This is a genomic window from Corynebacterium sp. A21, assembly GCF_052266655.1.
Classification (GTDB): domain Bacteria; phylum Actinomycetota; class Actinomycetes; order Mycobacteriales; family Mycobacteriaceae; genus Corynebacterium.
The window spans coordinates 16,282-42,866 of the sequence record NZ_JBQPQY010000004.1 but is presented as its reverse complement, the minus strand read 5'-3'; the positions used below and the strand labels follow the sequence as shown (position 1 = coordinate 42,866).

General features: G+C 62.2%; 26 protein-coding genes. 17 read left to right on the top strand and 9 right to left on the bottom strand.

Translation table 11 applies throughout. The annotated features are described in order from the left end of the window. The first annotated feature begins 2 nt into the window (after positions 1-2). Both ACTU46_RS08285 and ACTU46_RS08280 read left to right on the top strand, forming a co-directional pair. Positions 3-761 carry an SDR family NAD(P)-dependent oxidoreductase gene (locus ACTU46_RS08285; RefSeq protein ID WP_443380814.1) on the top strand — a complete coding sequence of 253 codons (759 nt, stop codon included), beginning with the start codon at positions 3-5 and terminating at the stop codon, positions 759-761. A gap of 37 nt (positions 762-798) precedes the next feature. Further along, the gene (locus ACTU46_RS08280; RefSeq protein WP_443380812.1) at positions 799-1,749 is read left to right on the top strand and encodes a PDR/VanB family oxidoreductase; all 951 of its coding nucleotides are present in this window, start codon (positions 799-801) and stop codon (positions 1,747-1,749) included. A gap of 33 nt (positions 1,750-1,782) precedes the next feature. On the opposite strand, the gene ACTU46_RS08275 is transcribed toward ACTU46_RS08280, so the two are convergent. From ACTU46_RS08275 to ACTU46_RS08260, 4 genes are all read right to left on the bottom strand, one after another. Next, positions 1,783-3,765 (bottom strand): potassium transporter Kup, encoded by a 1,983-nt coding sequence (locus tag ACTU46_RS08275; protein ID WP_443380810.1) that lies wholly within the window; start codon positions 3,763-3,765, stop codon positions 1,783-1,785. Between the two features lie 89 nt (positions 3,766-3,854). Beyond that, a complete protein-coding gene (locus ACTU46_RS08270) occupies positions 3,855-4,505 on the bottom strand; it encodes a response regulator transcription factor (protein WP_443380809.1) in 651 nt (216 codons plus the stop codon). Positions 4,506-4,566: 61 nt separating this feature from the next. After that, complete coding sequence (locus ACTU46_RS08265; RefSeq protein ID WP_443380807.1) at positions 4,567-4,845, bottom strand: hypothetical protein; 279 nt, start codon at positions 4,843-4,845, stop codon at positions 4,567-4,569. Next, positions 4,839-6,203: an amidase gene (locus ACTU46_RS08260; RefSeq protein WP_443380805.1), complete on the bottom strand. Its 1,365-nt coding sequence runs from the start codon at positions 6,201-6,203 to the stop codon at positions 4,839-4,841. Before ACTU46_RS08260 ends, ACTU46_RS08265 begins: the two co-directional genes overlap by 7 nt. Before the next feature lie 209 nt (positions 6,204-6,412). On the opposite strand from ACTU46_RS08260, the gene ACTU46_RS08255 reads away from it, so the two are divergent. The 6 genes from ACTU46_RS08255 to trhO all read left to right on the top strand — a co-directional run bounded on the left by ACTU46_RS08255 (position 6,413) and on the right by trhO (position 12,545). Then, positions 6,413-7,828: an MFS transporter gene (locus tag ACTU46_RS08255; protein WP_443380803.1), complete on the top strand. Its 1,416-nt coding sequence runs from the start codon at positions 6,413-6,415 to the stop codon at positions 7,826-7,828. Between the two features lie 42 nt (positions 7,829-7,870). Then, the gene (locus ACTU46_RS08250; RefSeq protein WP_443381260.1) at positions 7,871-9,064 is read left to right on the top strand and encodes a flavin reductase family protein; all 1,194 of its coding nucleotides are present in this window, start codon (positions 7,871-7,873) and stop codon (positions 9,062-9,064) included. 11 nt (positions 9,065-9,075) lie between these two features. Continuing rightward, entirely contained in the window at positions 9,076-9,627 is a 552-nt protein-coding gene (locus tag ACTU46_RS08245; RefSeq protein ID WP_443380801.1) for a nuclear transport factor 2 family protein, read from the top strand. A 142-nt stretch (positions 9,628-9,769) separates the two neighbouring features. Then, on the top strand, positions 9,770-11,263 hold the full coding sequence (locus ACTU46_RS08240; protein WP_443380799.1) for a DUF1846 domain-containing protein: 1,494 nt from the start codon (positions 9,770-9,772) through the stop codon (positions 11,261-11,263). 160 nt (positions 11,264-11,423) lie between these two features. Beyond that, positions 11,424-11,570, top strand: a complete 147-nt coding sequence (locus ACTU46_RS08235; protein ID WP_443380797.1) for a hypothetical protein — start codon at positions 11,424-11,426, stop codon at positions 11,568-11,570. A 54-nt stretch (positions 11,571-11,624) separates the two neighbouring features. Beyond that, the gene (gene trhO, locus ACTU46_RS08230; RefSeq protein ID WP_443380796.1) at positions 11,625-12,545 is read left to right on the top strand and encodes an oxygen-dependent tRNA uridine(34) hydroxylase TrhO; all 921 of its coding nucleotides are present in this window, start codon (positions 11,625-11,627) and stop codon (positions 12,543-12,545) included. 200 nt (positions 12,546-12,745) lie between these two features. Here the strand turns inward: trhO and ACTU46_RS08225 are convergent, their stop codons facing one another. The 5 genes from ACTU46_RS08225 to ACTU46_RS08205 form a co-directional block, all read right to left on the bottom strand. Beyond that, a complete protein-coding gene (locus ACTU46_RS08225) occupies positions 12,746-13,276 on the bottom strand; it encodes a hypothetical protein (RefSeq protein ID WP_443380794.1) in 531 nt (176 codons plus the stop codon). 43 nt (positions 13,277-13,319) lie between these two features. Then, entirely contained in the window at positions 13,320-13,979 is a 660-nt protein-coding gene (locus ACTU46_RS08220) for an SDR family oxidoreductase (RefSeq protein WP_443380792.1), read from the bottom strand. 21 nt (positions 13,980-14,000) lie between these two features. Further along, a complete protein-coding gene (locus ACTU46_RS08215) occupies positions 14,001-14,954 on the bottom strand; it encodes a universal stress protein (RefSeq protein ID WP_443380791.1) in 954 nt (317 codons plus the stop codon). A gap of 52 nt (positions 14,955-15,006) precedes the next feature. Further along, positions 15,007-15,468, bottom strand: a complete 462-nt coding sequence (locus ACTU46_RS08210) for a MarR family winged helix-turn-helix transcriptional regulator (RefSeq protein ID WP_443380790.1) — start codon at positions 15,466-15,468, stop codon at positions 15,007-15,009. A 162-nt stretch (positions 15,469-15,630) separates the two neighbouring features. Further along, entirely contained in the window at positions 15,631-16,722 is a 1,092-nt protein-coding gene (locus ACTU46_RS08205; RefSeq protein WP_443380788.1) for an inositol-3-phosphate synthase, read from the bottom strand. A 255-nt stretch (positions 16,723-16,977) separates the two neighbouring features. Between ACTU46_RS08205 and ACTU46_RS08200 the strand changes: the two genes are divergently transcribed. From ACTU46_RS08200 to ACTU46_RS08160, 9 genes are all read left to right on the top strand, one after another. After that, on the top strand, positions 16,978-17,340 hold the full coding sequence (locus tag ACTU46_RS08200; protein ID WP_443380787.1) for a DUF5318 family protein: 363 nt from the start codon (positions 16,978-16,980) through the stop codon (positions 17,338-17,340). A 95-nt stretch (positions 17,341-17,435) separates the two neighbouring features. Continuing rightward, entirely contained in the window at positions 17,436-19,679 is a 2,244-nt protein-coding gene (locus ACTU46_RS08195; RefSeq protein ID WP_443381257.1) for a transglycosylase domain-containing protein, read from the top strand. Between the two features lie 252 nt (positions 19,680-19,931). Beyond that, positions 19,932-21,536, top strand: coding sequence for a glycosyltransferase family 87 protein (locus ACTU46_RS08190; RefSeq protein ID WP_443380786.1), 1,605 nt, complete (start codon positions 19,932-19,934; stop codon positions 21,534-21,536). A gap of 12 nt (positions 21,537-21,548) precedes the next feature. Continuing rightward, a complete protein-coding gene (locus ACTU46_RS08185) occupies positions 21,549-21,740 on the top strand; it encodes a hypothetical protein (RefSeq protein ID WP_443380784.1) in 192 nt (63 codons plus the stop codon). 187 nt (positions 21,741-21,927) lie between these two features. Continuing rightward, positions 21,928-22,341 (top strand): hypothetical protein, encoded by a 414-nt coding sequence (locus ACTU46_RS08180; RefSeq protein ID WP_443380782.1) that lies wholly within the window; start codon positions 21,928-21,930, stop codon positions 22,339-22,341. Between the two features lie 191 nt (positions 22,342-22,532). Then, a complete protein-coding gene (gene rpsF, locus ACTU46_RS08175) occupies positions 22,533-22,829 on the top strand; it encodes a 30S ribosomal protein S6 (RefSeq protein WP_443381254.1) in 297 nt (98 codons plus the stop codon). A gap of 137 nt (positions 22,830-22,966) precedes the next feature. Next, the gene (locus tag ACTU46_RS08170) at positions 22,967-23,530 is read left to right on the top strand and encodes a single-stranded DNA-binding protein (protein ID WP_443380780.1); all 564 of its coding nucleotides are present in this window, start codon (positions 22,967-22,969) and stop codon (positions 23,528-23,530) included. 97 nt (positions 23,531-23,627) lie between these two features. Then, positions 23,628-24,080: a 50S ribosomal protein L9 gene (rplI, locus tag ACTU46_RS08165; protein ID WP_443380778.1), complete on the top strand. Its 453-nt coding sequence runs from the start codon at positions 23,628-23,630 to the stop codon at positions 24,078-24,080. 538 nt (positions 24,081-24,618) lie between these two features. Then, on the top strand, positions 24,619-26,505 hold the full coding sequence (locus ACTU46_RS08160; protein ID WP_443380776.1) for a glycoside hydrolase family 15 protein: 1,887 nt from the start codon (positions 24,619-24,621) through the stop codon (positions 26,503-26,505). Positions 26,506-26,585 lie beyond the last annotated feature (80 nt).

Here is a 26,585-nt window from a genome sequence, read left to right as displayed (position 1 = left end):
ATATGGCTGAAAACGCGCAGACCTCCGGTATCGCGGTGGTCACCGGGGCCGCCGGTGGCATGGGGGAATTCATCGTCCGGCAGCTCCACGCCGAGGGCAACCAGGTCTACCTCGCCGATATCGACGTCGATAAGGCTGCCGTCCTGGCCGCCGAGCTCTCCCCGGACGGCAGCACCGCCCGGGCCATCCGGCTGGATGTCTCGATCCGCCAGGACTTTGTGGCTGCGCTGGCGGAGATCACCGCGGAGTGGGGCACCCCGACCATCCTGGTCAACAATGCCGCCGTCACCCGGGCCGCGGATCTGATGACCCTGGATGAGGTGGATTTCAACCGGGTGCTCACCACCAATGTCGATAGCATCTTCTTCGGCTGTCAGGTCATCGGTGGTGCCATGGCGGCGGCGGGTTATGGCCGGATCATCAACATGGCCTCCCTGGCCGGCCAGAACGGCGGCACCGCCACCGGTGGTCATTATGCCGCCTCCAAGGGGGCGATCCTGACCGTCACCAAGATCTTCGCCCGGGAGCTCGCGGGGCGCGGCGTCACGGTGAACTCCATTTCCCCTGGCCCGCATGATCTGCCCATTGTCCATCAGACCGTGCCGGCGGAGAAGCTCGATGCCGTCATCGCCGGTATTCCGGTGCAGCGTCTGGGCGAACCGGCGTTCATCGCCAAGACGGTGTCCCTGCTCGCGGATGCCGATGCATCCTTTGTCACCGGCGCCTGCTGGGACATCAACGGCGGCCTCTACGTCCGCTGACTGACACTGACATCAACGCAGAAAGGGGAGCGCAGCCATGTCTCTCATTGACGTCGTGGTCTCGGACATCGTCCAGGAGACCCCCACTATCAAGTCCTTCTACCTTTCGATGCCGGATGGCACGCCCATCGGGCATTACTCTCCCGGCGCGCATATCGACGTCGTTGGTCCGACCTCCGTGACCCGGCAGTACTCGCTCTGCGGGCGGCCGGACGGAGACAACGCCTACCTCTTCGCGGTCAAACGCGAGGAGGGCGGGCGAGGTGGATCCGAGGCTCTCCATGAGTTGAAGGTCGGCGATAGGCTGAAGATCTCCGCTCCCCGGAACCTCATGCAGATCGCGGCGGAGGGTGCGCACCATGTGCTGGTTGCCGGTGGTATCGGCATCACCCCGATGCTCAGCCTCGCGCGCTACATGGATGTCCGTGGCATCAGCTTCGAGCTGCACTATTACGCCCGCAGTGAAGAGGAGGCGGCCTTCCTACCGATCCTCACGGAGAAGATCTCGGATAAGCTCCACGCCCACCTCGGGGTGGACCGGGAGGCACAGCAGCAGAACCTGAAGAAGATGGTTGCAGCCACTCCGGCGAACACTCATCTCTATGTTTGTGGTCCCGCCGGATTCATGGACAATGTCCGGGAGATCGCGGCGAAAAAACTGCCTGAGGAGTCCATCCACTTCGAGAACTTCAAGCCCGCCGGTTCGGATGAGGATCAGGTGAACACCGAGTTCGATGTCGAACTCGATGGCGAGACCTATCACGTTCCCGCTGACCGGAGCATTGTGGAGGTGCTCAATGAGGCCGGCTGTGAGATCGACACCTCCTGTGAGGAGGGCATCTGCGGCACCTGCATCATGGAGGTGCTCGCGGGCACCCCGGAGCACCGGGACAGCGTGCTGACCAAGGCAGAGCGGGCGGCCAATGAGACCATGGCTGTCTGTGTCTCCCGGACGAAGGATCCGAAGCTGGTGCTGGAGTACTTCTGATCTCCCGCTTATCGACGCCGCGCCGGGGCCGGCTCAGAGATAGAGTTCGGCACCCAGGATGATGGTCCGGGTGGGTGGCAGGTGGAAGGTTTCAGTGCGGTTGGCCTGGTTCTTCTCCAGCGTCAGGAACAGCTTCTGCCGCCAGTCACGGAAGCGATGGATATGCGGCGGGCGCAGGGTGAGCACCGAGAGGAAATAGAGCGCGTGGTCGAGATCGATGTCGAGCTCGGGAGTGTGGTCGAGCGCGAGCAGGAGATTGAGGGGAATATCCTGTTTGTCGGTGAAGCCGAGCCGGATGGTCACGTGCACGATCCCATCCGAGGCTGATCCGATGTGGTCGACGGTGATCCGGTCGGCACGGTGTACATGGGGGACGTTCATGTGAACAATCCGCACGATGACAACGTGTTCATGGAGCATGTGGAAGTCGGTGACACATTTGACCATGGCCAGCGGGGTGGTGTCAGGGTTGGGGTGGGGGAAGACCGCCACACCCGGGATCCGCCGGATCGGCAGCTCGGGGAGTGAGGAGATGAAAGGGGTGAGCGCACCCTCCATCTCGCGGCGCTTGCTGGTGACTCTGGCGTTTCCACCTTGCCAGGTGCTCATCAGCAGCACGACGACTACGGCCATCGCCAACGGGAGCCAGCCGCCGGCGAGAAGTTTGGTGGTGTTGGCGGCGAAGAGCAGGATCTCCAGAACTCCGACGATGGCAACGTAGAGGAGGATCTTCCACCATGCCCAGCGCCAGACGGTGGCCGCGTAGAAGAGGAAGAGAACGGACACCAGCACCAGGGTTCCGGTGACCGCGAGCCCATAGGCGTTGGCCAGGCGGGCGGAGGAGGAGAAGAGGAGAACCAGAGCCATCACGGAGATGAAGAGCACCCAGTTGACCATCGGCATAAAGATCTCACCCTCTGATCGGCGGGAGGTGTGCTTGACCACCAGTCGTGGCAGCAGTCCCAGCCGGATGGCCTGGTGGGTCATCGAGTAGGCGCCGGAGATCACGGCCTGGGAAGCAATGATGGTCGCGATCGTGGCGAAGATGACCAGGGGCAGTTGCAGAGCTGGTGGAGCCAGATGGAACATGGGGTTGCTCGCGGCTTCCGGGTGGGCGATGACGAGTGCACCCTGGCCCAGGTAGACGAGCACCAGGGCAGGCATGACCACACACAGCCAGGCCAGGCGCACCGAGCGGGTGCCGAAGTGCCCCAGATCGGCATAGAGCGCTTCAGCACCGGTGACGGTCAGCACCACCGCTCCCAGCAGCACGAATGCCTGAAATGGCTGATTCACCACCAGGCCGATCGCCCAATGTGGCGACAGGCTCAGGAGGATCTGCGGGTGGGCGAGGATCTGCGGGATCCCCAGTAACGCCATGGTGGCGAACCAGGCCAGCATGATGGGGCCAAAGGCGCGGCCCACTCGGCCGGTGCCGAAGGGCTGGATGGCGAAAAGTGCCGCGAGGATGACCACTGAGATCGGCACAATCAGGTTGTCCAGATTGGGTGAGACCACGGTCAGGCCTTCGACCGCACTCAACACTGAGATGGCGGGAGTGATGACCGCGTCCCCGTAGAACAGCGCAGCCCCGAGCACTCCGAGTACGGTGACGGCACCGAGCTTCCTTGGGCCGGTGAGGCGGTTTCGCAGCAGTGCCACCAACGCCAGGATTCCACCCTGGCCATCATTATCCGCGCGGGTCACCAACAGAATATACTTGGCTGTGACAATGATGGTGATCGTCCACAGCACCATGGAGATGATGCCGTACACATTCTCCCGGGCGATGCTGACGGCATTGTGCTCCATGCTGAATGCGGTATGCAGGGCGTAGAGAGGGCTGGTGCCGATATCGCCGAAGACCACGCCGAGGGCTCCCAGTGCGACCAGCCAGGACCGCGGCTGGCCCGTGCCCGAATCGCCCGGTGAAATGGCTGGAGGATCCGTGGCAGCGGGGCTCTTTGCGGGCTTCTTCCGGGAATCATTCGACCGGTGCGGCCATGATTTTGCCATGGCAACAGTGTGCGCCAAGAAGGGGGAAATTGCCATGGTTATCGGCCGTTGAACAGGGCCAACTCCCGGTGGGACCTCGCCCGCCCCACTCAGATGGTCACACCATTTTCCCCGGGTACCGCTACGTCATAGCGGAGCAGATCACGCACCAGCGTGCCGATGCTATCGGCATCTGTCTTGGTCTTGATCCGGGTGCGGTGCACATCGACGGTTTTCACGCTCATGCCGAGGCGTCGACTGATGTTCTGGCTGGGCAGCCCCTCAATGACCAGCGCCAGTACCTCGCGTTCCCGGGGTGTCAGCAGCGCCAGTTTCGCCGCGAGCCCGCGGGAGCGGCGGTAACCCTCGAAACGCTGGGCGGCATTCTCGACGCCGAGCTGCACGGCGTCGATAAGCCGTTGCGGATCATAGGGCTTTTCCAGGAAGTCCTGGGCACCGGCCTTCATGGTGGACACCGACATGTTGATGTCGCCATGGGCGGAGACGAAGATGATCGCCACATGTGGGGCGAGCTGGTTGAGCTTCTCCTGAAGTCGGGGGCCGCTCATCCGGGGCATCCGGACATCCAGGATCAGACAGGCCGGGCGGCCCGGATCGAACTGCGCGAGGAACTCATCGGCGCTATGACAGATCGTGCAGGAGATGCCGGCGCTGTCGAGCAGCCAGGCCACGGATTCACAGAGTTCCGGGTCATCATCGATGACATAGACCTCGGCGGGCGCGCCATCAGGCAGGGTCATGTCGCTTCCATTTCGGGGGCGGTCGGCAAGCGTTGTTTTCAGCGGGATATTCATCATGATCTCAATCCCAGGCGGCGTCGGCCGTCCAATAGTTCATGCCGAAGGCACTGACCTGATGCTCCCAGTTCGTCAGCCGGCGCAGGCCGGGCTCCTCCCGGCGGACGGAGGCATCCGCGGCCTCGGGGCCATCGGCCTCAACGGTCCAGTGCACCCAGTTCACCTCCCGGCCGTGCTCATCATGGACAAAAAGGTCCACATGGTGCCAGCCGTAGTTGAAGGTGTCCTCGTAGCAGGTCAGGAACATACGGTCATGATTAACGGGGCGGGGTGTGATTACCATGTCAGATCTTTCAGCGTGGGGTGTGAGGTGGACTCAGAGAGGGAGGGAATTCTCCGCAGCCGGCTCTCGAGGCAGCGCCCCAGATGGAGCAGTTGCTTCTCCGAACCCGGGAGTCCGATCAGCTGAACTCCCAGAGGTAGCCCAGTGGTGGTTTTGGCACCGGGGACGATGACCACCGACATCCCGAGCAGTTGCCAGGGGCGGCTGAGATCCGGGGAGCCGGTGCCGGCGGAGCTCTCCGGTGCGGGACCAGCAGCGGCGGGGCCGAGAATGACCCCGGTATCGCCGAGGAGACGTTCCAGGGCGCGCCGGGAGATGGTCCGGCGGATCAGCGCCTCCTGGTAGTCCGCTTCCGCGATCTCGGCGCCACTCTGCAGGAGTTCCCGGAGCTGTGGGCTCAGTTCGGACTCATGCTTCGCCCTGATCTCCGCCAGCGTGCGGGTGGCCTCGTAGCCCATGATGAGGCGGTGATCCTCGACCAGGGTGTGCACATGATCGGACCAGTCGAGTGGCGAATAGGTCAGGCCGAGATCGACGGCCAGCCGGGGCAGCTCGGCCAGGAGAGCACTCATCTGGGGTGCCAGCGGGAGGAGATCTGAACCCTCCCAGAGGTGGAGAGTGGTATCCGCCAGGACCGGATCAGGGTGGAACTCCTGGTCGGTGAAGGCCGAGTAGACATAGTCCAGATCGGTGACGTTCCGGGTCAGTAGCCCGAGGGAATCCAGGGTTTCGCTCATCCCGGAGATGCCGGCCATCGGGGTGGAGTCGGCGGCGAGCACCATACCGGCGACACCGCAGAAAGACGCCGGGCGGGTCAATGACCCGGCGGTCTGGGTGCCCAGGGCCAGCGGGATGGAGTTGGCGCCCACTGCGGCGGCGGAGCCACTTGATGAGCCGCCGGGGGTACGACCGTGGTTCCAAGGATTGACGGTAGGCCCGGGGCTGAAATAGCCGAATTCGGTGGTCACGGTCTTCCCCTGAATGGTTGCCCCCAATTCCCGGAGCCGGGTGACGCAGGCGGCGTCCGTTTGGGCAGTGGTATCGGGTGTGACAGGGGAACCTGAACGGGTGGGCAGGCCGGCGACGTCGATGATGTCTTTGACCCCTACCGAGATGCCGCTGAGGGGGAGATCTCCGGGGTTCGGGTCGCCGGGGCGAGCCATGGTTGCCGGCGGGGTTGCGGCGGGGTCCGCCAGCTCTGTCTCGAGGTCGGTGAAAGCGACCCAGGCCTTGAGTTTTTCCTCGTAGCGAATGATGTCGGTGCGAACTTCGGCAGCCAGTTCGGATGCTGAGGCAGCGCCACTGTGTACTGCCGCTACCTGTTCACTGATGAATCGGTTGCGGTAAATCGAGGTCATCGGAGTCTCCTGCAGGGCCGGTGAATCTTCCCAGAATGAGGTGATCGATCCCGGGCTATCAATGTGATTGAGGTTACGTGATTCTCTTTGGCTATGAAACATCCTCGAAGTAAAGGTTTCCCCCCTATCTGTGTAAGTCGAATCACAGTTACCTTTCTGGCATATCAACAGTGAAGATCCGGCCTGCGGGCCGGGGGATCGGAGCAGAAATGACCGTCACAAGGAACCCCATCGAGGTGCCGATGCCTGAGGGAGCCGAGCGCATCAAGAGTAATTCTCATCGCCCCACCACACGCGCCTGGGTCATCGTGGGTCTTCTGGTGGCCTTCCAGATCGTCGCCTTCGCAGATAAGGCGGTCCTCGGCCTGGTGGCGCCGCATGCCATGTCCGAGCTCGGGCTGACCCCGACCCAGTTCGGTTTCATCGGCAGCGCTTTCTTCTTTCTGTATTCCATCGTGTCCGTGCTGACGGGAATCCTGGCCTCTAAGTTCTCGGTTCGCTGGATTCTCCTGGTGATGGGCGTGACCTGGGCGGTCATGCAGTTCCCGATGCTGCTCGGCGGTGGCGCGGCGATGCTGCTCGCCACCCGCATCATCCTCGGTGGCGCGGAAGGGCCCGCCACCGCGATGTCGCTGACCTCGGCACACACCTGGTTCCATCCCTCCCGCCGAGCATTGCCCTCCAACCTGGTGGCTATCGGTTCCACCCTCGGTCCGGTCATCGCGGCCCCCTTCATCGCCTGGGTCATCGGCATGTGGGGTTGGCGGTGGGCCTTCGGTGCCCTGGGCGTCATCGGCCTGGTTTGGGTCATCGCCTGGCTGACCCTCGGCGGCGACGGCCCCTACAAGGCCGGTGCCAAGGTGACGGCCACGCTTAACGACGCCGCCCCGGAAGCCGGGTCGGTCGACGCACAACAGCCGGTGAACATCTGGCGGGCCCTGTTCAGCCTCGCCTTCATCGCCGCTCTCTTCGGTGCCGCCTCGAACTTCTGGGTCCAAGGGTTCCTGACCACCTGGCTACCGCAGTACCTGGGCACCGTTGTCGGCCTATCCCTTCCCCAGGTCGGCCTGTACACCACCTTCCCCTGGGTGCTCGGCGCCCTGGTGCTGCTGGTTCTCGGCGGAATCGGCCACCGCATGATGACGCGAGGCAAGAGCGCTCACCTGGCCATCGCGGTTCCCTTCGGACTCTCCACCGCCGTCGCTGGCCTCGCCTTCCTGTTGACCCCGATCGTCCCCAGCTCGTTGACCGTGGTGCTGCTGTCCATCGCCGGTGGTTGCAGCCTCGTCTTCCCGATGGCGGCCTCCGCGATCGGATTTGCCGTCGGCCCGAAGCAGCGGCCGATCATGATGGCCACCCTGGGCGGTTTCGGGGCCATCGGCGCCATCATTTCCCCGGTCCTCGTCGGTGCGATGATGACGGCCGCAGGTTATGAGGCACCGGCCAAGGGGGTCGCCCCCAGCCCAGAGATGGTGCTCGCAATGACCGATGGAGTGCACTCCGCTTTCTTGATCACCGGTACCTTCCTGCTGGTTGCAGGCCTGGCCGCCGCACTGTTGCTCCGCCCGGAGCGCCTGGGCAGCTACCTCCAGGCCCGGCACCTGCGTCCGGCACCCGCCAACTAACCTCCCCTGTTTGTGAACACCCAGAAAGCTGGTATCTCCGCCATGACCGCAATCATCCCCGAGACCTTTGACCCCAAAGTCTTCCGAGAAGTGATGGGCCACTACCCCACCGGTGTTGCCGTGATCACCGGCCGCAGTGCGGAGGGCGAGATCCTGGCACTGGTGGTGGGCACCTTCTCCTCGGTCTCCCTGGACCCGCCGCTGGTGTCCTTCATGCCGATGAAGACCTCCCGGACCTTCCAGAAGCTGCGCACCTGCGACTCCCTGTGCATCAATATCCTCGGCGGCGAGCAGCAGGCGGAGATGCTGGCCATCGCGCAGCGGTGGGAGAACAAACTGGATGGCATCGACTGGTACCCCTCGCCCTCCGGAGATCCGGTGCTGCGCAACTCCATCGCCTGGATCGACACCACCATCGCCGATGTCGTGGAAGCCGGCGACCACTGGATCGTGCTCTGTGCCGTCGCTGATCTCCAGGTGACCAACTCCGTCCCGCCGCTGCTCTTCTTCCAGGGCGGATACGGTAGTTTCGCGGGATTGGAGTCAGGCTCCCGGATGAGCCACGAGATTCTCCCGGCCATCCACGCCGCGCACAACGCGAGTGAACAGCTCAAGGACCTGGCGCATTCGATCGGTTGTGAAGTCTCGGTGTTCGCCGCCGTCAGCGATGATGAGATGGCCACGGTGTTCTCCGAGCTCTCCGCGGACGCCACCCGGGAGGGCGGCCTGGCCAGCCGCTTCCCGCTCGTCCCACCCATCGGCGACAGCTACTTCTTTGACAAGCCCGCTGAGTTGCAGCAGCGGTGGATGAACAAACTGAAGAACCCCTCCGAGGAGATCCAGGAACGCCACCGCCGCCGCCTGGAGTTCATGCGGGAGCACGGTTATCTGCTGGCCTTTCTGCCGGCGGAGGGTTCCAACGCCTATGACCAGATGATCCGGGCGACCCAGGAATACAAAAAGGTGAGCCTGACCCCGGTTGAGGAGCGCAGCATCCGGGAAACCATCGGCTCCACCCCGGTGGACTATGAGCTGCGGGAGATCTCAGACACCGAAATCTATGATGTCGGCTCCCTTGTCTTCCCGGTTAAGGATCCCTCCGGCCAGCACACCATGACCCTGCGGCTGGCGCAGCTCCCCGGCAGTGCCACCGGAACCCGGGTCCGCGACTGGATCACCCGCTCCCAGGAAGTTATCCAGAACATCGAGAGCACCGTTAACACCGAGAAGAACTAAGGAAACCCACCATGACTGAAGAACTGATCACCAAGCTGGCCAACCGTATTGATGTCCTGGAGGCAGAGGCGGATATCCGTCGCATTCAGGCCCGGTACATGTACCTCTGCGATACCCCCTGCCCGGTGTACCCGCCGATCACCGACCAGGAGCGCATCGAGCTGATCCTCGAGCTCTACACCGAGGACGCGGTCTGGGAGGGAGTGGGCGAGTACTACACCGGACAGTTCGGGAAGGCAGAGGGCAAGGATGCGATCCGGGCACACTTCAACCGCTTCTGGCCGGCAGACCAGGATCCGAAGCTGCTGCTCAACGCCCACTACCTCACTTCAGAGCAGATCTTCGTCGATGGTGAGGAGGCCACCGGACTCTGGATCCACATGCAGCCCTGGCTGTTCTCCGACGGAACCTCCCTGCTGCGCTCCAGCCGCCTGAACAATGCCTTCCGCCGTGAGAACGGGGTATGGAAGATCACCCGGACCCGCACCGAGAATGTCTTCATCGCCCCGCTGCCGGACAACTTCGCCGAAAGCTACCCGAGCACCTCGGTCCTGCTGCGATAGCCTGCCCAGCACCGCTCGCCGGCCCAGGTAGTCATCGACTACCTGGGCCGGACTTCTGCCCGAGGCACCCCTTTCTCTAAACTGCCGCCTGACAGGTAAAGTCGTGGGGCGTCAGCCACCCCAGACAGAAGGGCACTTTCTGATGCCGTACCGCACCGGATTTGATCGTGAACGTTATATCGAGATGCAGTCGCGGCATATCCAGGAGCGCCGCGAAGCCATCGGTGGCAAGCTCTATCTAGAAATGGGCGGCAAACTCTTCGACGATATGCACGCCTCCCGCGTCCTTCCCGGCTTCACCCCGGACAATAAGATCGCGATGCTGGAGAAGCTGAAGGACGAGATGGAGATCCTCGTCTGCATCAACGCCAAGGACTTGGAGCGCCAGAAAGTCCGCGCTGACCTCGGCATCCCCTATGAGGAGGACGTGCTCCGTCTCATTGACGTCTTCCGCGAGCGGGGCTTCCTCGTGGAACACGTGGTGCTCACCCAGGTCGAGGAGGACAACCACATGGCGCTGGCCTTCCAGACCCGCCTCGAGCGCCTCGGACTCAAGGTCGCCCGGCACCACATCATCCCCGGTTACCCCACCGACACCCGCCGCATCGTCTCCGATGAGGGCTTCGGCCGTAATGAATATGCGGAGACCAGCCGAGATCTGATTGTGGTCACCGCGCCGGGACCGGGTTCCGGCAAGCTCGCCACCTGTCTGTCACAGGTGTACCACGAGTACAAGCGTGGGGTGCCCGCAGGTTACGCCAAGTTTGAGACCTTCCCGATCTGGAATCTCCCCCTGGAGCACCCGGTGAATCTGGCCTATGAGGCCGCCACCGTGGATCTCGATGACATCAATGTCATCGATCCTTTCCACCTGGCCGCCTATGGCGAGCAGGTCACCAGCTATAACCGCGATGTCGAGGTCTTTCCGCTGCTCAAGACCCTGCTGGAGAAGCTCAACGGCAGCTCTCCCTATAAATCCCCGACCGACATGGGGGTGAACATGGCAGGCTACGCCATCTCTGATGATCAGGTGTGCCGGGAGGCCGCCAATCAGGAGATCATCCGCCGCTACTACAAGGCACTGGTTGAAGAACGCCGTGATGAGCTCGACGACACGCTCTCCCAGCGGGTGGCCATGGTCATGAGCAAGGCCGGCACCTCCATTGAGGAGCGTCGGGTGGTTGAGGTGGCCCTCAACGTGGAGGCGGCGACCGGTGCCCCGGCTTCCGCCCTGGAGCTTGACGATGGCACGATCATCACCGGCAAGACCTCGGAACTGCTGGGTTGCTCCGCCGCGATGCTGCTCAATGCCTTGAAACATCTGGCCGGCATCGACCGTGACATTGATCTGCTTTCCCCCAGCTCGATCGAACCGATTCACACCCTCAAGACGGAACACCTGGGATCGCGGAACCCACGACTGCACACTGATGAGGTGCTCATCGCGCTCTCGGTCTCGGGTGCCGCCAGCCAGGACGCTCGTAATGCCCTGCGCGCTCTGAAGGAGTTGCAGTCCTGCAATGCCCACACCACTACCATTCTCGGCCCGGTGGATGAGAGCATCTTCCGTAACCTCGGCATCTTGGTGACCTCGGAGCCGAAGTTCCAGCGTAAGTCCCTGTACCGGAAGCGCTGAACTTCCGGGATCTCGGTCAGTGAGCCGGTGTGAATCTTGTCATTCATGCCGGTTTTTGCTCGTCTTGATAAGTTTCGGATGGGCCGTGAAAGACAAAACCCCAGGTGGAGTGAAAAGATTAGGGCCATAATATTTTCATGAGCAGGCTAAAGGGGATGATGTGACAAGTTTCTACCGTGATGAGCTCGATAATGAGATCGACGCTGTCCTACAGCGGGTAAACCGTGGCATTGAAGATGCGGACCAGGCTGAAACGATGCATGTTGACCTCAAGGAAGAGGCCGGACGGCGTGGTCCGCAGCGTTGATAAGCATTGACTGACGGTTTCGCCCCCTGCGCCCGGCTGGCTAGACTTTCCCTCGTGTCGATCAGCAAAATTCTCCTATATTACAAGTTCACCCCGATCGCGGATCCGAAGGCCGTGATGCTCTGGCAGCGTGACCTCTGTGAATCGCTCAACCTCAAGGGTCGGATCCTCATCTCGGAGCACGGTATCAACGGCACCGTCGGTGGCAACATCGATGACTGCAAGCGTTATATCCGCAAGACCCGCGACTACCCGGGTTTCACCGACATGGAATTCAAATGGTCCGAGGGTGGCGCGGAGGATTTCCCGAAGCTCAGCGTGAAGGTCCGTGATGAGATCGTCGCCTTCGGCGTCCCCGGGGAGATCAAGGTCGATGAGAACGGCGTGGTCGGCGGTGGGGTGCACCTTAAGCCCGAGGAGGTCAACGAGCTTGTCGACGCCCGCGGCGAGGAGGTCGTCTTCTTCGACGGCCGCAACGCCATGGAGGCCCAGATCGGCAAGTTCCGCGATGCGGTGGTCCCCGAGGTGGACACCACCCATGATTTCATCGCCGAGATTGAATCCGGCAAGTATGACGACCTCAAGGATAAACCGGTGGTCACCTACTGCACCGGCGGTATCCGCTGCGAGGTGCTGAGCTCGCTGATGATCAACCGGGGCTTCAAGGAGGTCTACCAACTTGACGGTGGCATTGTCCGCTACGGCGAGAAGTTCGGTAACCGGGGCCTGTGGGAGGGCTCCCTCTATGTCTTCGACAAGCGGATGCACCTGGAGTTCGGTGAGGATCATAAACAGCTCGGTCACTGTGTCCGCTGTGACGCGGGGACAAACAAGTTTGAGCATTGCGTCAACGAGGATACCTGCCGCGAATTGGTGCTGATGTGCCCGGACTGCCATGAGAATGTGGCTACCCGGCACTGCGGCCGGCCGGACTGTGAACAGGTGGCTGCGCAGCTGGCCGCAGCGGTGGATTAACGGCGGAAGCTGTGTGGCGGGGTCCGCGGGGGCGTGGACGAATAGCTGCAAGAAGGCTTTTTCAGGGCCGTTCGACCGCGTTTTCCGGCTCCTTGCAGCTATGCGTCCCTATCCGCCCCGGTTTTCGAGACCGACCGAATAACCAGAAGGAGCCGGTACCCCGAGTGGGTACCGGCTCCTTTGGCGAAGAATGGCGGAAGCTAGAAGAGCAGACTTCCGTCCATGATGGCGATCGGCAGGGCCGAGGTCATCCAGAGCATATTCAGCGGCAGCAGGAACCAGAAGGCCGCCATCCAGGGCCACCAACGCAGCCGCTGGTTCAGTTTCCGGATCATGATGAGGGCGCAGCCCAGGATAGAGGCGGCGGCGAAGAGACTGGTGAGAATCGGCCACCAGATCCGGGCGAACTCGGTACAGATCCAGACCGCCTCCCCGGCCTCACAGTGTGGCCCGCCGTACAAGCGGCTGATCAGCGCGAGGAGGAAGGCGAAGATGAACAGGCACACCAAGGAACCGAGGGCGTAGATGACGGCCTGGCGGCCGGATCGCTGATTTTTCGCCAGGGTCTCCGCCGGGTCCGGTTGACCGGCGAGATCCTCAATGGTGCTGGCCCCTGGCATGGGGCGGTTGGTGTAGTCGGAATCGGTCACCAGGTCATTTTCGGGGTGGCCGTAGGGTTTCCGGCGTTTTTTGTTGCTGGCTGAGTTTTCGGAGGAGTCCTGCTTATGCATCGGGACCACCGCCTTTCTTCTGTCTTACTCTAGCTTCCGCACCTTAACGCGGGCGTAGAGTGATTTCGGTCGGGTGGGCATCCGACGGGGTCTCTAGGGCGTTGATGATCGCTGAGGCGACGGTGCCGGCACTGAGAAACGCCGAGGGGTCCCAGTTCCGGCCGAATTCACCGACGATCTTGCGTTGCATCTCGGTGGCGATACCGCCAGGGTAGATCGAGGTGACCCGGATGTCGGGGTTCTCGCCGCGCAGCCCGTCACACCAGGCGCGGGCAGCAAATTTACTGGCTGAGTAGACGGTCCACTGGGGTCGGGTCTGCTGGCCGGCGCCGGAGTTGACGTAGACCAGGTGCCCGCCGGCGGCCTTCAGCGCGGGCAACAGTCGATTGCTCAGGTCGACCGGGGCATGCAGGTTGACCGCCATGGTCTCCTCCCACACCTCGCGGCTGAACTCCTGGGTCGGACCTACAGGGGCGACTCCGGCGCAGTGGATCAGGGCGTCGAGCTGCGTCGGCATTTCCACCGGCGGCAGGGGTCGGGTGAAATCCGCCTGCCACCAGGTTGCGGCCGCAGGGCCGGGACTGGTGCGGTATTGGGCGGTGACGCGCCAGCCGCGGGAGAGCAACCGGGAGACAACCTCCCGGCCGACACCGCCGCTGGCTCCGGTGACAAAGGCGTGCGGGGTGCGGGAGCTGGACAACATGGCGGTTCCTCGGGTCGGAATCTAAAGACTGCGTACCGGGTGAACGATCACCGGTACCTGCACATGGGCGAGGATATCGGTGGCGGTGGACCCGATGAAGACCCGCTCAAGCGGGCCGGGCGGGGTGGAGCCGAGGCAGAGAAGATCGCCCTTCTTCCACTTCAGGGCGTCGACCGCCCCGGCCCAACCAGAGCCGGATCCGATGTCGGTGTCCACGCTCAGCTCCGGGTAACGGTCCAGGACCGCATCGCGGGAGCGGTCCAGCATGGCCAGGGAATGCTCGCGCCATTCCATCGTGAGATCGGCGGCGAGGTCGAGCTGGTCGTTGACCGTGCTGGAGGTGAGGCCACTGGGGGAGAAGGCCAGGACCCGCAGCGGAACCTGCCAGCGGTCGGCCATATCAGCAGCGAAGAAGAGGCTCCGGGTGTCATCGGAGTCCTCTCCCAGATGGGCGTAGTTGAGCCGGGTGACGCCTCGCTTGGAGAGTTTGACGGCACGCGGTGCCAGACCGAGCGGCTGCGGTGAGGAGTGCAGCAGCGCATCGGCGGTGGATCCGGCCCGGAACCGGCCCTTCGGGGCGGCGGCTTTGGATCCGAGGATCACCAGGTCGGCCTCGAACTCCGCGGCAGCCTGTGTCAGCAGCACCGACTCGGTGGGGCCATCCAGGAATGTGGAGACCTGCTCGTCCCAGTATTCTTCGGGAACTCCGACGGTGGCGAGGGCCTTCCTGACCTTGGTATCCCAGGCGGCGGCTTCCTTCCTCACCCACTTGCGGTACTTGCCGCCGAGTTTGCTCAGCGAGGTAGACGGCCAGGGGCGTAGGAAGGTGCTCACGACCCGGATCTGGATAGGTATGGTGCGCCCCAGCCAGGCGGCGAACTCCAGACTTTCGGTGCCTCGCCCATCAAGGCGCCAAGCGACGAGGACCCGCAGCGGTTCGGCGGCATCCTGAGGATTCGTTTCGATGTTTGGCATTCCCAGCGACGTTCAGTGGAAGGTTTAAGGGTTTAGGCCTCATTATGGCCGTTTAGCGGCTATTCTCCGAATCTGCCACTGCGCCATAAGTTTTGGCGAGGGTGTTGATGAGATCGGAGAGGCCATCAGCCTTCTCCAGGTAGCTCTCATCGAGGGTGCTGAGCATTTCGGCGAGGTACTTGGTGCGTTCTTCGCCGACGCGCACCAGCTCGGTGGAACCGAGCTCCGTCAGATTGACGAGGACGCCACGGCGGTCCGTGGTGTCACGGATGCGCTCGACCATGCCGCGCTGCTCCAGCTGATGCAGCGCGTTGGAGGCGGTGGGCATGCGGATACCCTCCTGTCGTGCCAGGTGGCTGATCCTTGAGGCGCCATTTTCCTGGAGTCGAGTCATGAGAGACAATTGCGGACCAGTCAGGGAAGATTGCTCTGAAAGTCGGAAGTACATGACGTACAACTTGGTGAGCGCCGGTCGGATCTGACGTGCAATATCCTCGGGGGTGGGAGAAGTCATGGGGACCAGCCTAGCCTTATCTGGGGGGAAAACTGTTACACCCGGCTAAGTAAGTGGTAGGGATCCCACTCAGTTACCGGGGCCTGGCTGGCCACATTCACTCCGGTGAAAATATGCAACGCAATCGTTTCCACCGGAAGAAAACTTCTTGGACTGGAGAAACTACCCGCCGATGATGAAGGCCTCAAGCTGGGCCCGGGCGAGATCATCGCCGAGCTGCTCCGGCGGGGATTTCATCAGGTAGGCGCTGGCCGGCAGGATCGGACCACCCAAGCCGCGGTCGAGCGCGATCTTGGCGGCACGGACGGCATCGATGATGATGCCGGCGGAGTTCGGCGAATCCCAGACCTCGAGCTTGTACTCCAGGTTCAGCGGCACCTCGCCAAAGGCGGTGCCCTCCAGACGGACATAGGCCCACTTACGGTCATCGAGCCAGGCGACGTAGTCGGAGGGGCCGATGTGGACGTTGCGGTCTTCGACCTTGCCGGCCAGCGGGCCCTCGGTGAGGTTGGAGGTGACGGCCTGGGTCTTGGAGATCTTCTTGGATTCCAGGCGGTCGCGGTCGAGCATGTTCTTGAAGTCCATGTTGCCGCCGACGTTGAGCTGCATGGTGCGGTCCAGGCGGACACCGCGGTCCTCGAAGAGTTTGGCCATCACCCGGTGGGTGATGGTGGCGCCGACCTGGCTCTTGATGTCGTCACCGACGATGGGGACTCCGGCGGCGCGGAACTTTTCAGCCCACTCGGGGTCGGAGGCGATGAAGACGGGCAGGGCGTTAACGAAGGCGACACCAGCGTCGATGGCCGCCTGGGCGTAGAACTTGTCGGCTTGTTCGGAACCTACCGGCAGGTAGGACACCAGGACGTCGACCTTCGCGTCTTTTAGTGCCTGCACCACATCAACCGGGGTGGCCTCAGATTCGGTGATGGTCTGGCGGTAGTGGGTTCCCAGGCCGTCGAGGGTTGGGCCGCGCTGGACGGTGATCCCGGTGGAGGGGACTTCGGCGATCTTGATGGTGCAGTTCTCAGAGGCATCGATTGCCTCGGCCAGGTCGGTGCCCACCTTCGCGGCATCAACCTCGAAGGCGGCGACGAATTCGACATCGCTGACGTGGTAGTCGCCGAACTTGACGTGCATCAGACCCGGGACCTTCTCATCTGCGGGGGCGTTCCGGTAGAACTCGACACCCTGCACCAGTGAGGCGGCGCAGTTGCCCACCCCGGCGATGGCTACCCGGATCTTTGATTCACTCACGTTGTCTCTAACTCCTTAGTCGGTTGTGCTTGGGCACCCACGGCATACGGGGCGACGTCGTCGGTAAGCGTGCCTGGAGGGTGCCTCAATGCCCACCATAGGGAAGGATTCGCCCGGTTCCAGCCAGTCCGCCGGACGGGATCGATCAAGTAGCCCGGTTGATCGATCAAGCACGACGGCAGGATGTTTGATCGCGCCGCGTACCCCCATCGCAGAGTGGGTTCCAGGGAGGTCAGGGTGCGTTAGACTGTGCGGGTGGTCGTTTATCGCAATGAGATCAGTCACCAGTGGGAGAAACATAACCTACTGGCACACTGGCGTGCGGGAGCGATCACCCGGGACACTGTCTGCGATGCGGATTTCCTGCTCATCGCCGCGGCCCGTTATCACGGCACCCCGGTGGCGGGACTCTGCCCGATCTGTGACTCCGACCAGCTACGTGAGGTTCTGTGGATCTACGGTGACTCCCTTGGTCGGATGTCCGGGACCGCCCGCAGTGCAGCAGAGATCGCGGAGATCGCGGGCTCCGGTCGGGAAATAACGGTGCACATGGTTGAGGTCTGCCCGGTGTGTCGGTGGAATCACCTGTTGCGTGAGGTGACTGCCTCGGCTTTCTGAGAGGCATCATCGCAGCGTTTTAGCAATTTTCAGGTTTCCACGAAGTAGTCGCACGCAGTAGTGTGCTCCTCAGTTAGCAACATCGATGATTGGGACTGAAGTTGGCAGATAAGAACAATGATGCGACCTCGGGGCGGAAACCGTCCGACCCGAAAGACTCCGGTCGCCGGCGTGCGCGGAAGAAGCGTAGCCCCTGGGTGGGGCGGACGCTGATCGGCGTCGTCGTCTTGGCGATCCTGATCCCGCTCGGGACCTTCCTCGCCGCCTACATCATGGTGGACGTGCCGGAGCCGGAGGAACTACCAGCTCCCCAGGTCTCCCAGATTATGGCCTCGGACGCCACCACCGAACTGGCCCGGATCGTGCCCCCGGAGGGAAACCGCCGGCAGGTACCGATCGAGGAGGTCCCGGACTATGTCAAGAACGCCGTGCTGGCGGCTGAGGACCGGGAGTTCTACACCAACCCGGGGTTCTCTGCGACGGGTTACGCCCGTGCCGTCGTCGGTCAGCTGACCGGCGATGACTCCGCCGGCGGTGGCTCCACGATCACCCAGCAGTACGTCAAGAACGCACTGGTGGGCAATGAGCACTCCTATGTCCGCAAGGCCCGGGAGCTGGTTTACTCGGTCAAAATGACCAATGAGTGGTCCAAGGACGAGATTCTCTCGGCCTACCTCAACACGGTCTATTTCGGCCGTAACGCCTATGGTGTCGAGGCTGCTGCCCAGGCCTACTTCGGCCAGCCGGTCAACGAGCTCGGTCCAGATCAGGCAGCCGTGCTGGCGGCCTCCATTCAGTTGCCCAGCCAGCTGGAACCGTGGACCAACCCGGAGGGCGCGCAAGCCCGCTGGAATTACGTGCTCGACGGCATGGTCGAGGTCGGCACCCTGGGTGCCGATGAGCGTGCCGCGTTGATCTACCCCGAGACCATCGATCCTTCGACGATCTCGGCCTACACCGAAGCCACCGGTGCCAACGGCATGATCAAGAACCAGGTGCTGGCGGAGCTGGCCACCGTCGGCATCACCGAGCAGGACGTGAACACCCGCGGTCTGCAGATCACCACCACCATCGACCCGTTGGCACAGGAGGCCACGGTGGATGCGGTCAACGAGAACATGGTGGGCCAGAACGATAACCTCCGTTCGGCAGCCGTCTCCATCGAACCCGCCACCGGTGCCATCCGTGCCTATTACGGCGGCGAGGAAGCCACCGGCTGGGACTACGCAAACGCTGCACTCCAGACCGGTTCGACCTTCAAGATCTTCGGACTGGCAGCTGCCCTGCAGCAGGGCATCCCACTGTCGACAATCTATGACTCCGGCCCGGTTACCATTCCGGGCGGCATCACGATCAACAACGTCGGTGGTGCCTCCTGCGGCTACTGCTCGATCGGTGAGGCCCTGAAGTTCTCCCACAACACCAGCTTCATCCGCCTGCAACAGGACCTGGAGAATGAAACCCAGGACACCGCCGATATGGCGCACGCCCTGGGTATGGCCCGCGAGCTGCCGGGTATTCCGGAGACCCTGACCGAGAACGGTAACACCCCCTACGAGGGCATCATTCTCGGCCAGTACCAGTCCCGCCCGTTGGACATGTCCATCGCGCTGGCCACGCTCGCCAACGAGGGTGTCTGGCATAAGCCGCACTTCGTCGAGCGAGTGGAGACCGGCAGCGGCGAGGTTCTCTATGAGCACCAGCCGGATGAGGGGGAGCGTCGCGTCTCCGCGGTGGTGGCCAACAACTTGATGTACGCCATGCAGCCCATTGCCTCCTACTCCGGCGGGGCGCTGGCCAACGGCCGCATCTCGGCCGCCAAGACCGGCACCACCCAGCTCGGCGACACCGGCAGCAACAAGGATGCCTGGATGATTGGTGCGACCCCGCAGCTAGCCACCTCGGTGTGGGTCGGTTCCCATGATAATTCCCCCATCACGACTCCTTGGGGCGGGAATATGTACGGTGCGGGGCTGCCCACCGATATCTGGAAGGACACTCTCGATGTCGCGCTGGCGAACCAGGATGTCGAGTACTTCCCGGATCCGGAGTCCATCAACTTCGGCAATGGTGCCGGAGTCGTCAATGGCAACGCCTATGTCCCGCCGCCGGTGACCTATGCCCCGGCCCCGGCCCCGGTGAACCCGGCGCCCATCGAAGCTGAGACCTCGGTGGTGGACCCGGCACCGGAAATCCAAACTTCCGCGCCGGCGGAAGTCGGGGAGATCCCGGCCCCTGCCCCGGCCCCGGTACCGCCCCCTGCCCCGGCCCCGGCGGATGAGGGCATCGAGATCATCCCGGGAATCGTGATCCCGGAGATTGAACTGCCGGTTCCATAAACACGAAACAGCCGGACCCCAGCGGCCCGGGGGCGACGTTCACCGTCTCCCCCGGGCCGCTGGCTTGTCCCCGGGGCGATAATGAACGCTCGCCGGCGTTGAGGTTAACCGGCCCTTTAGCGCGCGGGGTGTTCGCCCGCTCGCCTACGGTAGAGAGGGACAAATTTGGTCGGTGAAGGCTCTCCGGGGGCCGGAGAAGCCCAGCGCCGACCGCAACTGCAAGGAGACTCACAACGTGCGAAGAGGTCAGCGATGACAACCACCCCACCGCGTCCCCGGGATATCGGACACCCAGCACAGCGGGTCTCGCCGGCCCAGACTGAAACGTTGAGCCGGGGGTTCATTGATTTCCTCGGTGGCCCCCTCGGACAGCACGCCAGGATCGGCCGCCAACGCTGGTGGACCCCGCTGCGCACCCTGATCCTGACCTCCCTGGTCTTCCTCTCCTTCGGATTCCTCAGCAAGGCGAACTGCGCCATGGGTGTCCGGGGTGAGGACGGGGTGGTCAGCCTAGATTGGTCCGGCAGCCGGCAGTACACCTCCGCCTGTTATAACGACATCGTCCCGCTCTACGGCGGCCGTGGTCTGGACAAGGGCGGGTTTCCCTACGCCTACTCCTGGCAGGACGGTGATCTGACCCGGTACATGGAGTACCCGGTGCTTGGTGGTTTGTTCCAGGGCCTGATGGGCTGGTTCACGCGGCTGCTCTACCCGGTGATCGATCTGATTCCGGGGCATTCCATCCCGGCTGCCGGTTTCTACTTCGCACTCACCGCCGCCGCTATGTCCCTGCTCTGGGTGCTCACCATCGGCATGGTGGCGGAGCTGGCGGGCAACCGCATCTGGGATGTCGTCCTGGTCGCAGCTTCTCCCCTGGTGATCGTGCACGCTTTCACCAATTGGGACATTCCCGCCATCACCGCGGTGGTCGGTGCGATGCTGGCGGTCAAACGGGGCCATCCGTTGTGGGCCGGAGTGCTCATCGGTCTGGGTACCGCCTTCAAGCTCTGGCCGCTCTATATCCTCGGGGCCTACCTGGTGCTGGCGGTGCGGAGCAAGACCTACCGGCCCTTCTTCAGCATGCTCGCCACTGCGGTGCTCAGCTGGCTGGTGGTCAACCTCCCGGTGATGTTCGCTTACCCGAAGGCCTGGAATGAATTTCTCCGCCTCAACCAGGAACGCAGCTGGGAATGGACCACCATCTACGCGGTGATTTCGCGTGCCACCGGCTGGGCCGGTTTCGACTCCGGCGCGGGTGCCCCGGGCATTCTCAACACGCTGACTCTGCTGCTCTTCGTGGCTGGCTGTCTGGCCATCGCGGTGTTCGGCGTGACGGTGAGCCGGCGCCCCCGGGTGGCGGAGCTGTTTTTCCTCATCGTGGCGGTCTTCCTCCTGGTGAACAAGGTGTGGAGTCCGCAGTACTCGCTGTGGTTGGTGATCCCGGCGGTGCTGGCGCTACCGCGGTGGCGGCTGCTGCTGACTTGGATGATCACCGATGCCCTGGTCTGGCCGATCTTGATGCTCCACATGATGGGTACGGACAACAAGGGCCTGCCCGGTGAGCTGCTCAACCTGATCATCCTCACCCGTGATGGCCTGATCATCGCGATGATGGTGCTGGTGATCCGGCAGATGCTCGGCCGCATTCCAGACAAGGTGTACCAGTCCCATGGCGGAGTGGACCTGCTCGCGGGTCCCTTCGGGCAGGTCGATCGTTTCCGTTTCGGCGGCGTGGGCGAGAATGAGGAGCATGCCGGTGCCCGTCCGCGCCCTGCGCTTATCGACGCCACGGAAACCCCCGTCGGCACCGCGGCCCCGGCAGCTGGTGCACCGCATCCGGCAGAAACCTCGGAATAGGGACGTGAGTAGTTGTCTGATCTAACGATGATCATCACCATGGCCAGTGTCTTCATTGGCTTCCTCTGCACCGGCGGAGCCTTCGCGGCCTTCATGTACAAGAAGTCGAAGATCCTGGTTGCCGTGCTCCTGCTCATCGCTCTGGTGTTGGTCACCATCATCCCGGTGACCATCGCGGTCTTCTTCGCCACCTCTCCGGCCTGAGTCACCGGACCCAGTCAGGAGAGCGCCCGTCGGAATCCCCGGCGGGCTTCGTGCTTTCCGGTGGCGGGAGCATTATGAGGGTTTGTTCAGATTGGCGCGAAATCCCCCAGCTTTATCGGGAGCTTTCTTAGAGTGGGGTTAAGCAACAGCAAAACAGCTGGTTGACAACCCTAAGAGAGGAAACGTCATGAACCGACGAGGAATCCGACAGGCTGCCATCGCCCTGGCCGGTGCTGCCGCGCTGCTACTTGGTGGCTGCGCTGATTCTGCGGGCCCGAACCCCGCCACCACCAGTGTCCAGATCAGCACCCCCGCCGAGGCCGCGACACCGCAGAGCCGGAGTGATGATGGCCGGAGTGATGATGACCAGCGTGACCGAGGATCCGAGATGGGTAGCTCGGCTCCCTGCGAGGTCGCCGGCTATAGCGCCGAGGGCGAGCAGGAGCGCAATGAAGAGGGATTCAGTGATCAGCAGGTCCGTGATGCGGTGGCCCAGGGGTGCGCGACCGCTGACCTCGATGATGGCGCCTGGGAGATCGATCTTGATTGGATCGAGGTGGACATCCGTCAGGATGGCACCGTGGTCAACGTGGATGACTAATCTGTGGGGCGCTGCTGAGCTGCACCGCTGAACCCCATTTCATCCCGAACTTCATCACTAGCCCCTACCACAGATGATTAACGCTTTTCACCTCCAGTGAGGTACTGTGGAGGGGTTGCTTGACGCAACGACCCTCCTGCTATGCCCAACCGGGGTATGGCCGAGCCCAAAATACTAGACCATAGGAGGTGATGAGGTCCGTGCGTCAATACGAAATCATGATCATCCTGGATCCTACCCAGGATGAACGCACCGTATCCCCGTCCCTAGATAAGTACCTTGAGGTTGTCCGTAAGGATAACGGCAAGGTTGTGAAGGTTGATGTGTGGGGCAAGCGTCGTCTTGCATACCCGATCAACAAGAACGAAGAAGGTATCTACACTGTCGTCGATCTCGAGTGCGAGTCGGCAACCGTGCTGGAGCTTGATCGTCTGCTGAACCTGAACGACAGCATTCTGCGTACCAAGGTTCTGCGCGCCGACAAGTAAGAGCGGATAATGGTGGGTGATTTCTCAGCACCCACCGTCGTGGGCACCCCTGATGGGGAGCTGCAGCGCCCGCCATGGGCGCACAGTCCCGTCTAGGATCATTGTCACCGAGAACGCACAGCAGGAAGGCATCAAGCATGGCTCAGGGAGATACAAACATTACTGTGGTTGGCAACATCGTTGCTGACCCGGAACTCCGCTTCACCCCGGCAGGCGCCGCGGTGGCGAACTTCCGTATCGCTTCCACCCCCCGTCAGTTCAACAAGCAGACGAATCAGTGGGAGGATCAGGAAGCTCTTTTCTTGACCTGCAATGTCTGGCGTCAGGCCGCGGAGAATGTCGCAGAGTCCCTGTCCAAGGGTATGCGCGTCATCGTGACCGGTCGTCTCCGGCAGCGTTCCTATCAGACCCGTGAGGGCGAGAACCGCACCGTCATGGAGGTCGAGGTCGACGAAGTCGGCCCGTCTCTGACTTTCGCTACCGCTCAGGTCACGCGTACCCCGCGTGGCGGCGGCAACCAGGGTGGCTTTGGTGGAAACCAGGCCAACCAGGGTGGCTTCAGCGGCGGTAACCAGGGTAATCAGGGCGGTTTCGCTGGAAACCAGCCGAGCCCGTCTACCGGTACCCCTGACAATGATCCGTGGAACTCCGCACCGCCTGCCGGTGGTTTCGGTGGCGCCGACGATGAACCTCCGTTCTGATTGTTAAAAACACACATCAACTGAATTCACACTTCCCCGACTTGCCTCGGCATAACGCCTTCAGTGGGCGGGGAATGAACAATGAAAGGCAGGGATCATGAAGCTGATCCTCACCGCCGCCGTTGACAACCTCGGTGCACCTGGTGACATCGTGGAGGTCAAGGACGGCTACGGACGCAACTACCTGCTTCCCCGCGGCCTGGCCATCGTTGCCACCCGTGGTGCTCAGAAGCAGATCGAGGGCATCAAACGTGCCCAGGAGGCTCGCGCTGTGCGCGACCTCGACCACGCCCGCGAGATTCGCGAGCAGCTGGAAGCACTGCTGGACATCGCTGTCCCGGTGCGCTCCTCTGACAAGGGCAAGCTCTTTGGTTCCGTGAAGTCCGGTGACATCGCCGACGCAGTCAAGGCTGCTGGCGGTCCGACCCTGGACAAGCGCAACATCGAGATCCCGAAGAACCTGATCAAGTCCATTGGTTCTTACCAGGTCAAGGTCCAGCTGCATGATGACATCGCAGCCAAGGTGAACTTTAAGGTCGTCGCCGCGTAATAACGCGTCAGACGGCGGCTAGTTTCTAGCCCAACGACAACAGCACCCGAAGGCCTCGACACCCGGAAGCATCTGCTTCCCATGGTGTTGGGGCCTTCGGACATTTCGGGGTCGCCTGATTTTCCCTGACTGAGCTGCGGTCTGGCTTCCGGAAGTTTTCAGGGCTATTTCAGGCTTGTGGATAACTGTGGATAATTGTGCGTTGTTTCCCTCAAGTTAATCTGACGTTGTACCTTTCTCAGCTGCAGAAACACGACTAGCGGGGAGTTTCGCTCCTGTCAAACCTGCTGGTGAGCTGTTCCATTCACGGATCAAACATAGTTATCCACAGTTGGAAAAGGGTACTGAGCTGTGCAAATGCTCTGAAGTATCCACTTTAGACAGGTAGTTGTCCACAGATTATCCCCAACTACCCACCGAAATCGGGATTCTTTCCACCGGTTTCCCTCAAGTTATCCACAGGGCCTGTGGACTACAACTCCATACCATAATTCTGAAAGTCTGACCCTGGGCAGAAATTTCAGCTAGAACGGGGGGTATGACTGAGTCGAATCAAGTATCGAATCCAGTGAAGAAGATCTCCCAGAGCACTCCCTTGGAGGATTATGCACTCTTATCAGATCTACATACCGGGCCACTGATATCCCGCGAGGGTTCCATCGACTGGCTCTGCCTCCCCAGATTCGACTCCGATGCCATCTTCACCGCAATTCTGGGCACCCCGGACGACGGCCGCTGGAAGATGTCCATCGTTGATGGCAGAGTAACCTCCCGTAATTACCGGGGTAATACCTTCATTTTGGAGACCTACTGGGAAGGACCCAATGGAACCGCCCGGGTCACTGACTTCATGCCGCCCGGTAACCGGCAGGCGGACCTGATCCGCTATGTCGAATGTCTCAGTGGCGAGGTGGAGATCGAGCATGACATGCGGGTGCGTTTCAGTTATGCCCGGGTAGAACCCTGGTTCCGGCCGACCGAGGTACCCGGCTCCGAGGAACTCGGATTGCTGTGTACGGCTGGCCCTGATGGCGTGCTGATCAGTGGTCCTCTGCTGCACCAGAGTAAGGAGTTCCGGGCTGAGGACGGCGATGTGCTGGAGGCTTCCGGCGCCCCCGCTAAACGGCTGACCGGTACGTTCCGGATCTCGGAGGGTGAGACCGAGTCCTGGACACTGACCTGGTTTCGGCCCTGGCGGAAGCTGCCCATCCCGGAGGAGCCGCTGGCGGCGCTGTGGAAGGCGGAGAGTTTCTGGGAGGACTGGCTGCGTCGTCTGGACACTGAGTCGGTGAACAAGAAGCATGTGGTGCGTTCCCTGCTAGTTCTCAGGGCGCTGACCCACCGTGAGACCGGCGGTATCGCCGCTGCCGCCACCGCCTCTCTGCCGGAGGATTTCGGTGGTGTCCGTAACTGGGACTACCGCTTCACCTGGCTGCGTGATGCCTCGCTGACGGTGGAGGTGATGGTCTCTCACGGCCTGATCAACGGTGCCGCGGCGTGGCGGGACTGGCTGCTGCGTGCGGTTGCGGGTGACCCGGAGCGGCTGCAGATCATGTACGGCATCGGTGGTGAACGCCAGCTTCCGGAGCAGGAGCTTGATCACCTGGCGGGCTATGAGAATTCGCGGCCGGTGCGGATCGGAAATGGTGCCGCTGACCAGTACCAGGCTGATGTGGTGGGCGAGGTGATGCTGGCGCTGGCGAAGATCCGCGATGCCGGATATCCGGAGACCCCCTATTCCTGGAACCTGCAGGTCTCGCTGCTGGATTACAACATCGCCAACTTTGACCGCAAGGACCACGGCATCTGGGAGATGCGCGGCGAGCTGCACTACTTCACCCATGGTCGGGTGATGATGTGGGCCGCTTTCAACGAGGGGATCCGCGCGGTCCGGGAACACGGTTTTGAAGGCGATGTGGAGACTTGGACCCGTTATCGCGACCGGCTGCATGATGAGATCTTCGAGCGGGGATTCAACCAGGAGCTGAACTCCTTCACCCAGGTCTATGACGGCATTGAGGTCGACGCCTCCCTGCTGCAGTTGCCGCACACCCGTTTCATCGCCCCAGAGGATCCCAAAATGTTGGGCACGGTGGCCAAGATTGAGCAGGACCTGGTTGATGAATATGGCCTGGTCTTCCGCTACCGCACCGAGGCCGGACTCGATGGCCTCGAAGGAGATGAGTACCCCTTCCTGATCTGTGCTTTCTGGCTGGTGGAGCAGTATGCCGTTTCCGGTCGTCTGGAAGAGGCGAAGAAGGATATGACGCGCCTATGCAGCTATGCCAATGATCTGGGACTGTTGGCGGAGGAGTATGACCCGAAGACGAAACGGCTGGCCGGTAACTTCCCACAGGCTTTCTCTCATCTGGCGCTCATTCGAGCCGCCGATGCTATTACCCGCATGGAGGAGTCAAGCGATTAATCCTGGCCTGGGGATAACTATGCTTATCGACGCCACGTTCGGGCTCGGTTGTGAGTAAAACCGCAGGCCGTTGGTGTTAG

Coding starts and splice junctions, on each gene's coding strand:
- ACTU46_RS08285 (WP_443380814.1), top strand. CDS start 3: ATGGCTGAAAACGCGCAGACCTCCGGTATCGCGGTGGTCACCGGGGCC.
- ACTU46_RS08280 (WP_443380812.1), top strand. CDS start 799: ATGTCTCTCATTGACGTCGTGGTCTCGGACATCGTCCAGGAGACCCCC.
- ACTU46_RS08275 (WP_443380810.1), bottom strand. CDS start 3,765: ATGGCAAAATCATGGCCGCACCGGTCGAATGATTCCCGGAAGAAGCCC.
- ACTU46_RS08270 (WP_443380809.1), bottom strand. CDS start 4,505: ATGACCCTGCCTGATGGCGCGCCCGCCGAGGTCTATGTCATCGATGAT.
- ACTU46_RS08265 (WP_443380807.1), bottom strand. CDS start 4,845: ATGGTAATCACACCCCGCCCCGTTAATCATGACCGTATGTTCCTGACC.
- ACTU46_RS08260 (WP_443380805.1), bottom strand. CDS start 6,203: ATGACCTCGATTTACCGCAACCGATTCATCAGTGAACAGGTAGCGGCA.
- ACTU46_RS08255 (WP_443380803.1), top strand. CDS start 6,413: ATGACCGTCACAAGGAACCCCATCGAGGTGCCGATGCCTGAGGGAGCC.
- ACTU46_RS08250 (WP_443381260.1), top strand. CDS start 7,871: ATGACCGCAATCATCCCCGAGACCTTTGACCCCAAAGTCTTCCGAGAA.
- ACTU46_RS08245 (WP_443380801.1), top strand. CDS start 9,076: ATGACTGAAGAACTGATCACCAAGCTGGCCAACCGTATTGATGTCCTG.
- ACTU46_RS08240 (WP_443380799.1), top strand. CDS start 9,770: ATGCCGTACCGCACCGGATTTGATCGTGAACGTTATATCGAGATGCAG.
- ACTU46_RS08225 (WP_443380794.1), bottom strand. CDS start 13,276: ATGCATAAGCAGGACTCCTCCGAAAACTCAGCCAGCAACAAAAAACGC.
- ACTU46_RS08220 (WP_443380792.1), bottom strand. CDS start 13,979: ATGTTGTCCAGCTCCCGCACCCCGCACGCCTTTGTCACCGGAGCCAGC.
- ACTU46_RS08215 (WP_443380791.1), bottom strand. CDS start 14,954: ATGCCAAACATCGAAACGAATCCTCAGGATGCCGCCGAACCGCTGCGG.
- ACTU46_RS08210 (WP_443380790.1), bottom strand. CDS start 15,468: ATGACTTCTCCCACCCCCGAGGATATTGCACGTCAGATCCGACCGGCG.
- ACTU46_RS08190 (WP_443380786.1), top strand. CDS start 19,932: ATGACAACCACCCCACCGCGTCCCCGGGATATCGGACACCCAGCACAG.
- ACTU46_RS08180 (WP_443380782.1), top strand. CDS start 21,928: ATGAACCGACGAGGAATCCGACAGGCTGCCATCGCCCTGGCCGGTGCT.
- rpsF (WP_443381254.1), top strand. CDS start 22,533: ATGAGGTCCGTGCGTCAATACGAAATCATGATCATCCTGGATCCTACC.
- ACTU46_RS08170 (WP_443380780.1), top strand. CDS start 22,967: ATGGCTCAGGGAGATACAAACATTACTGTGGTTGGCAACATCGTTGCT.
- rplI (WP_443380778.1), top strand. CDS start 23,628: ATGAAGCTGATCCTCACCGCCGCCGTTGACAACCTCGGTGCACCTGGT.
- ACTU46_RS08160 (WP_443380776.1), top strand. CDS start 24,619: ATGACTGAGTCGAATCAAGTATCGAATCCAGTGAAGAAGATCTCCCAG.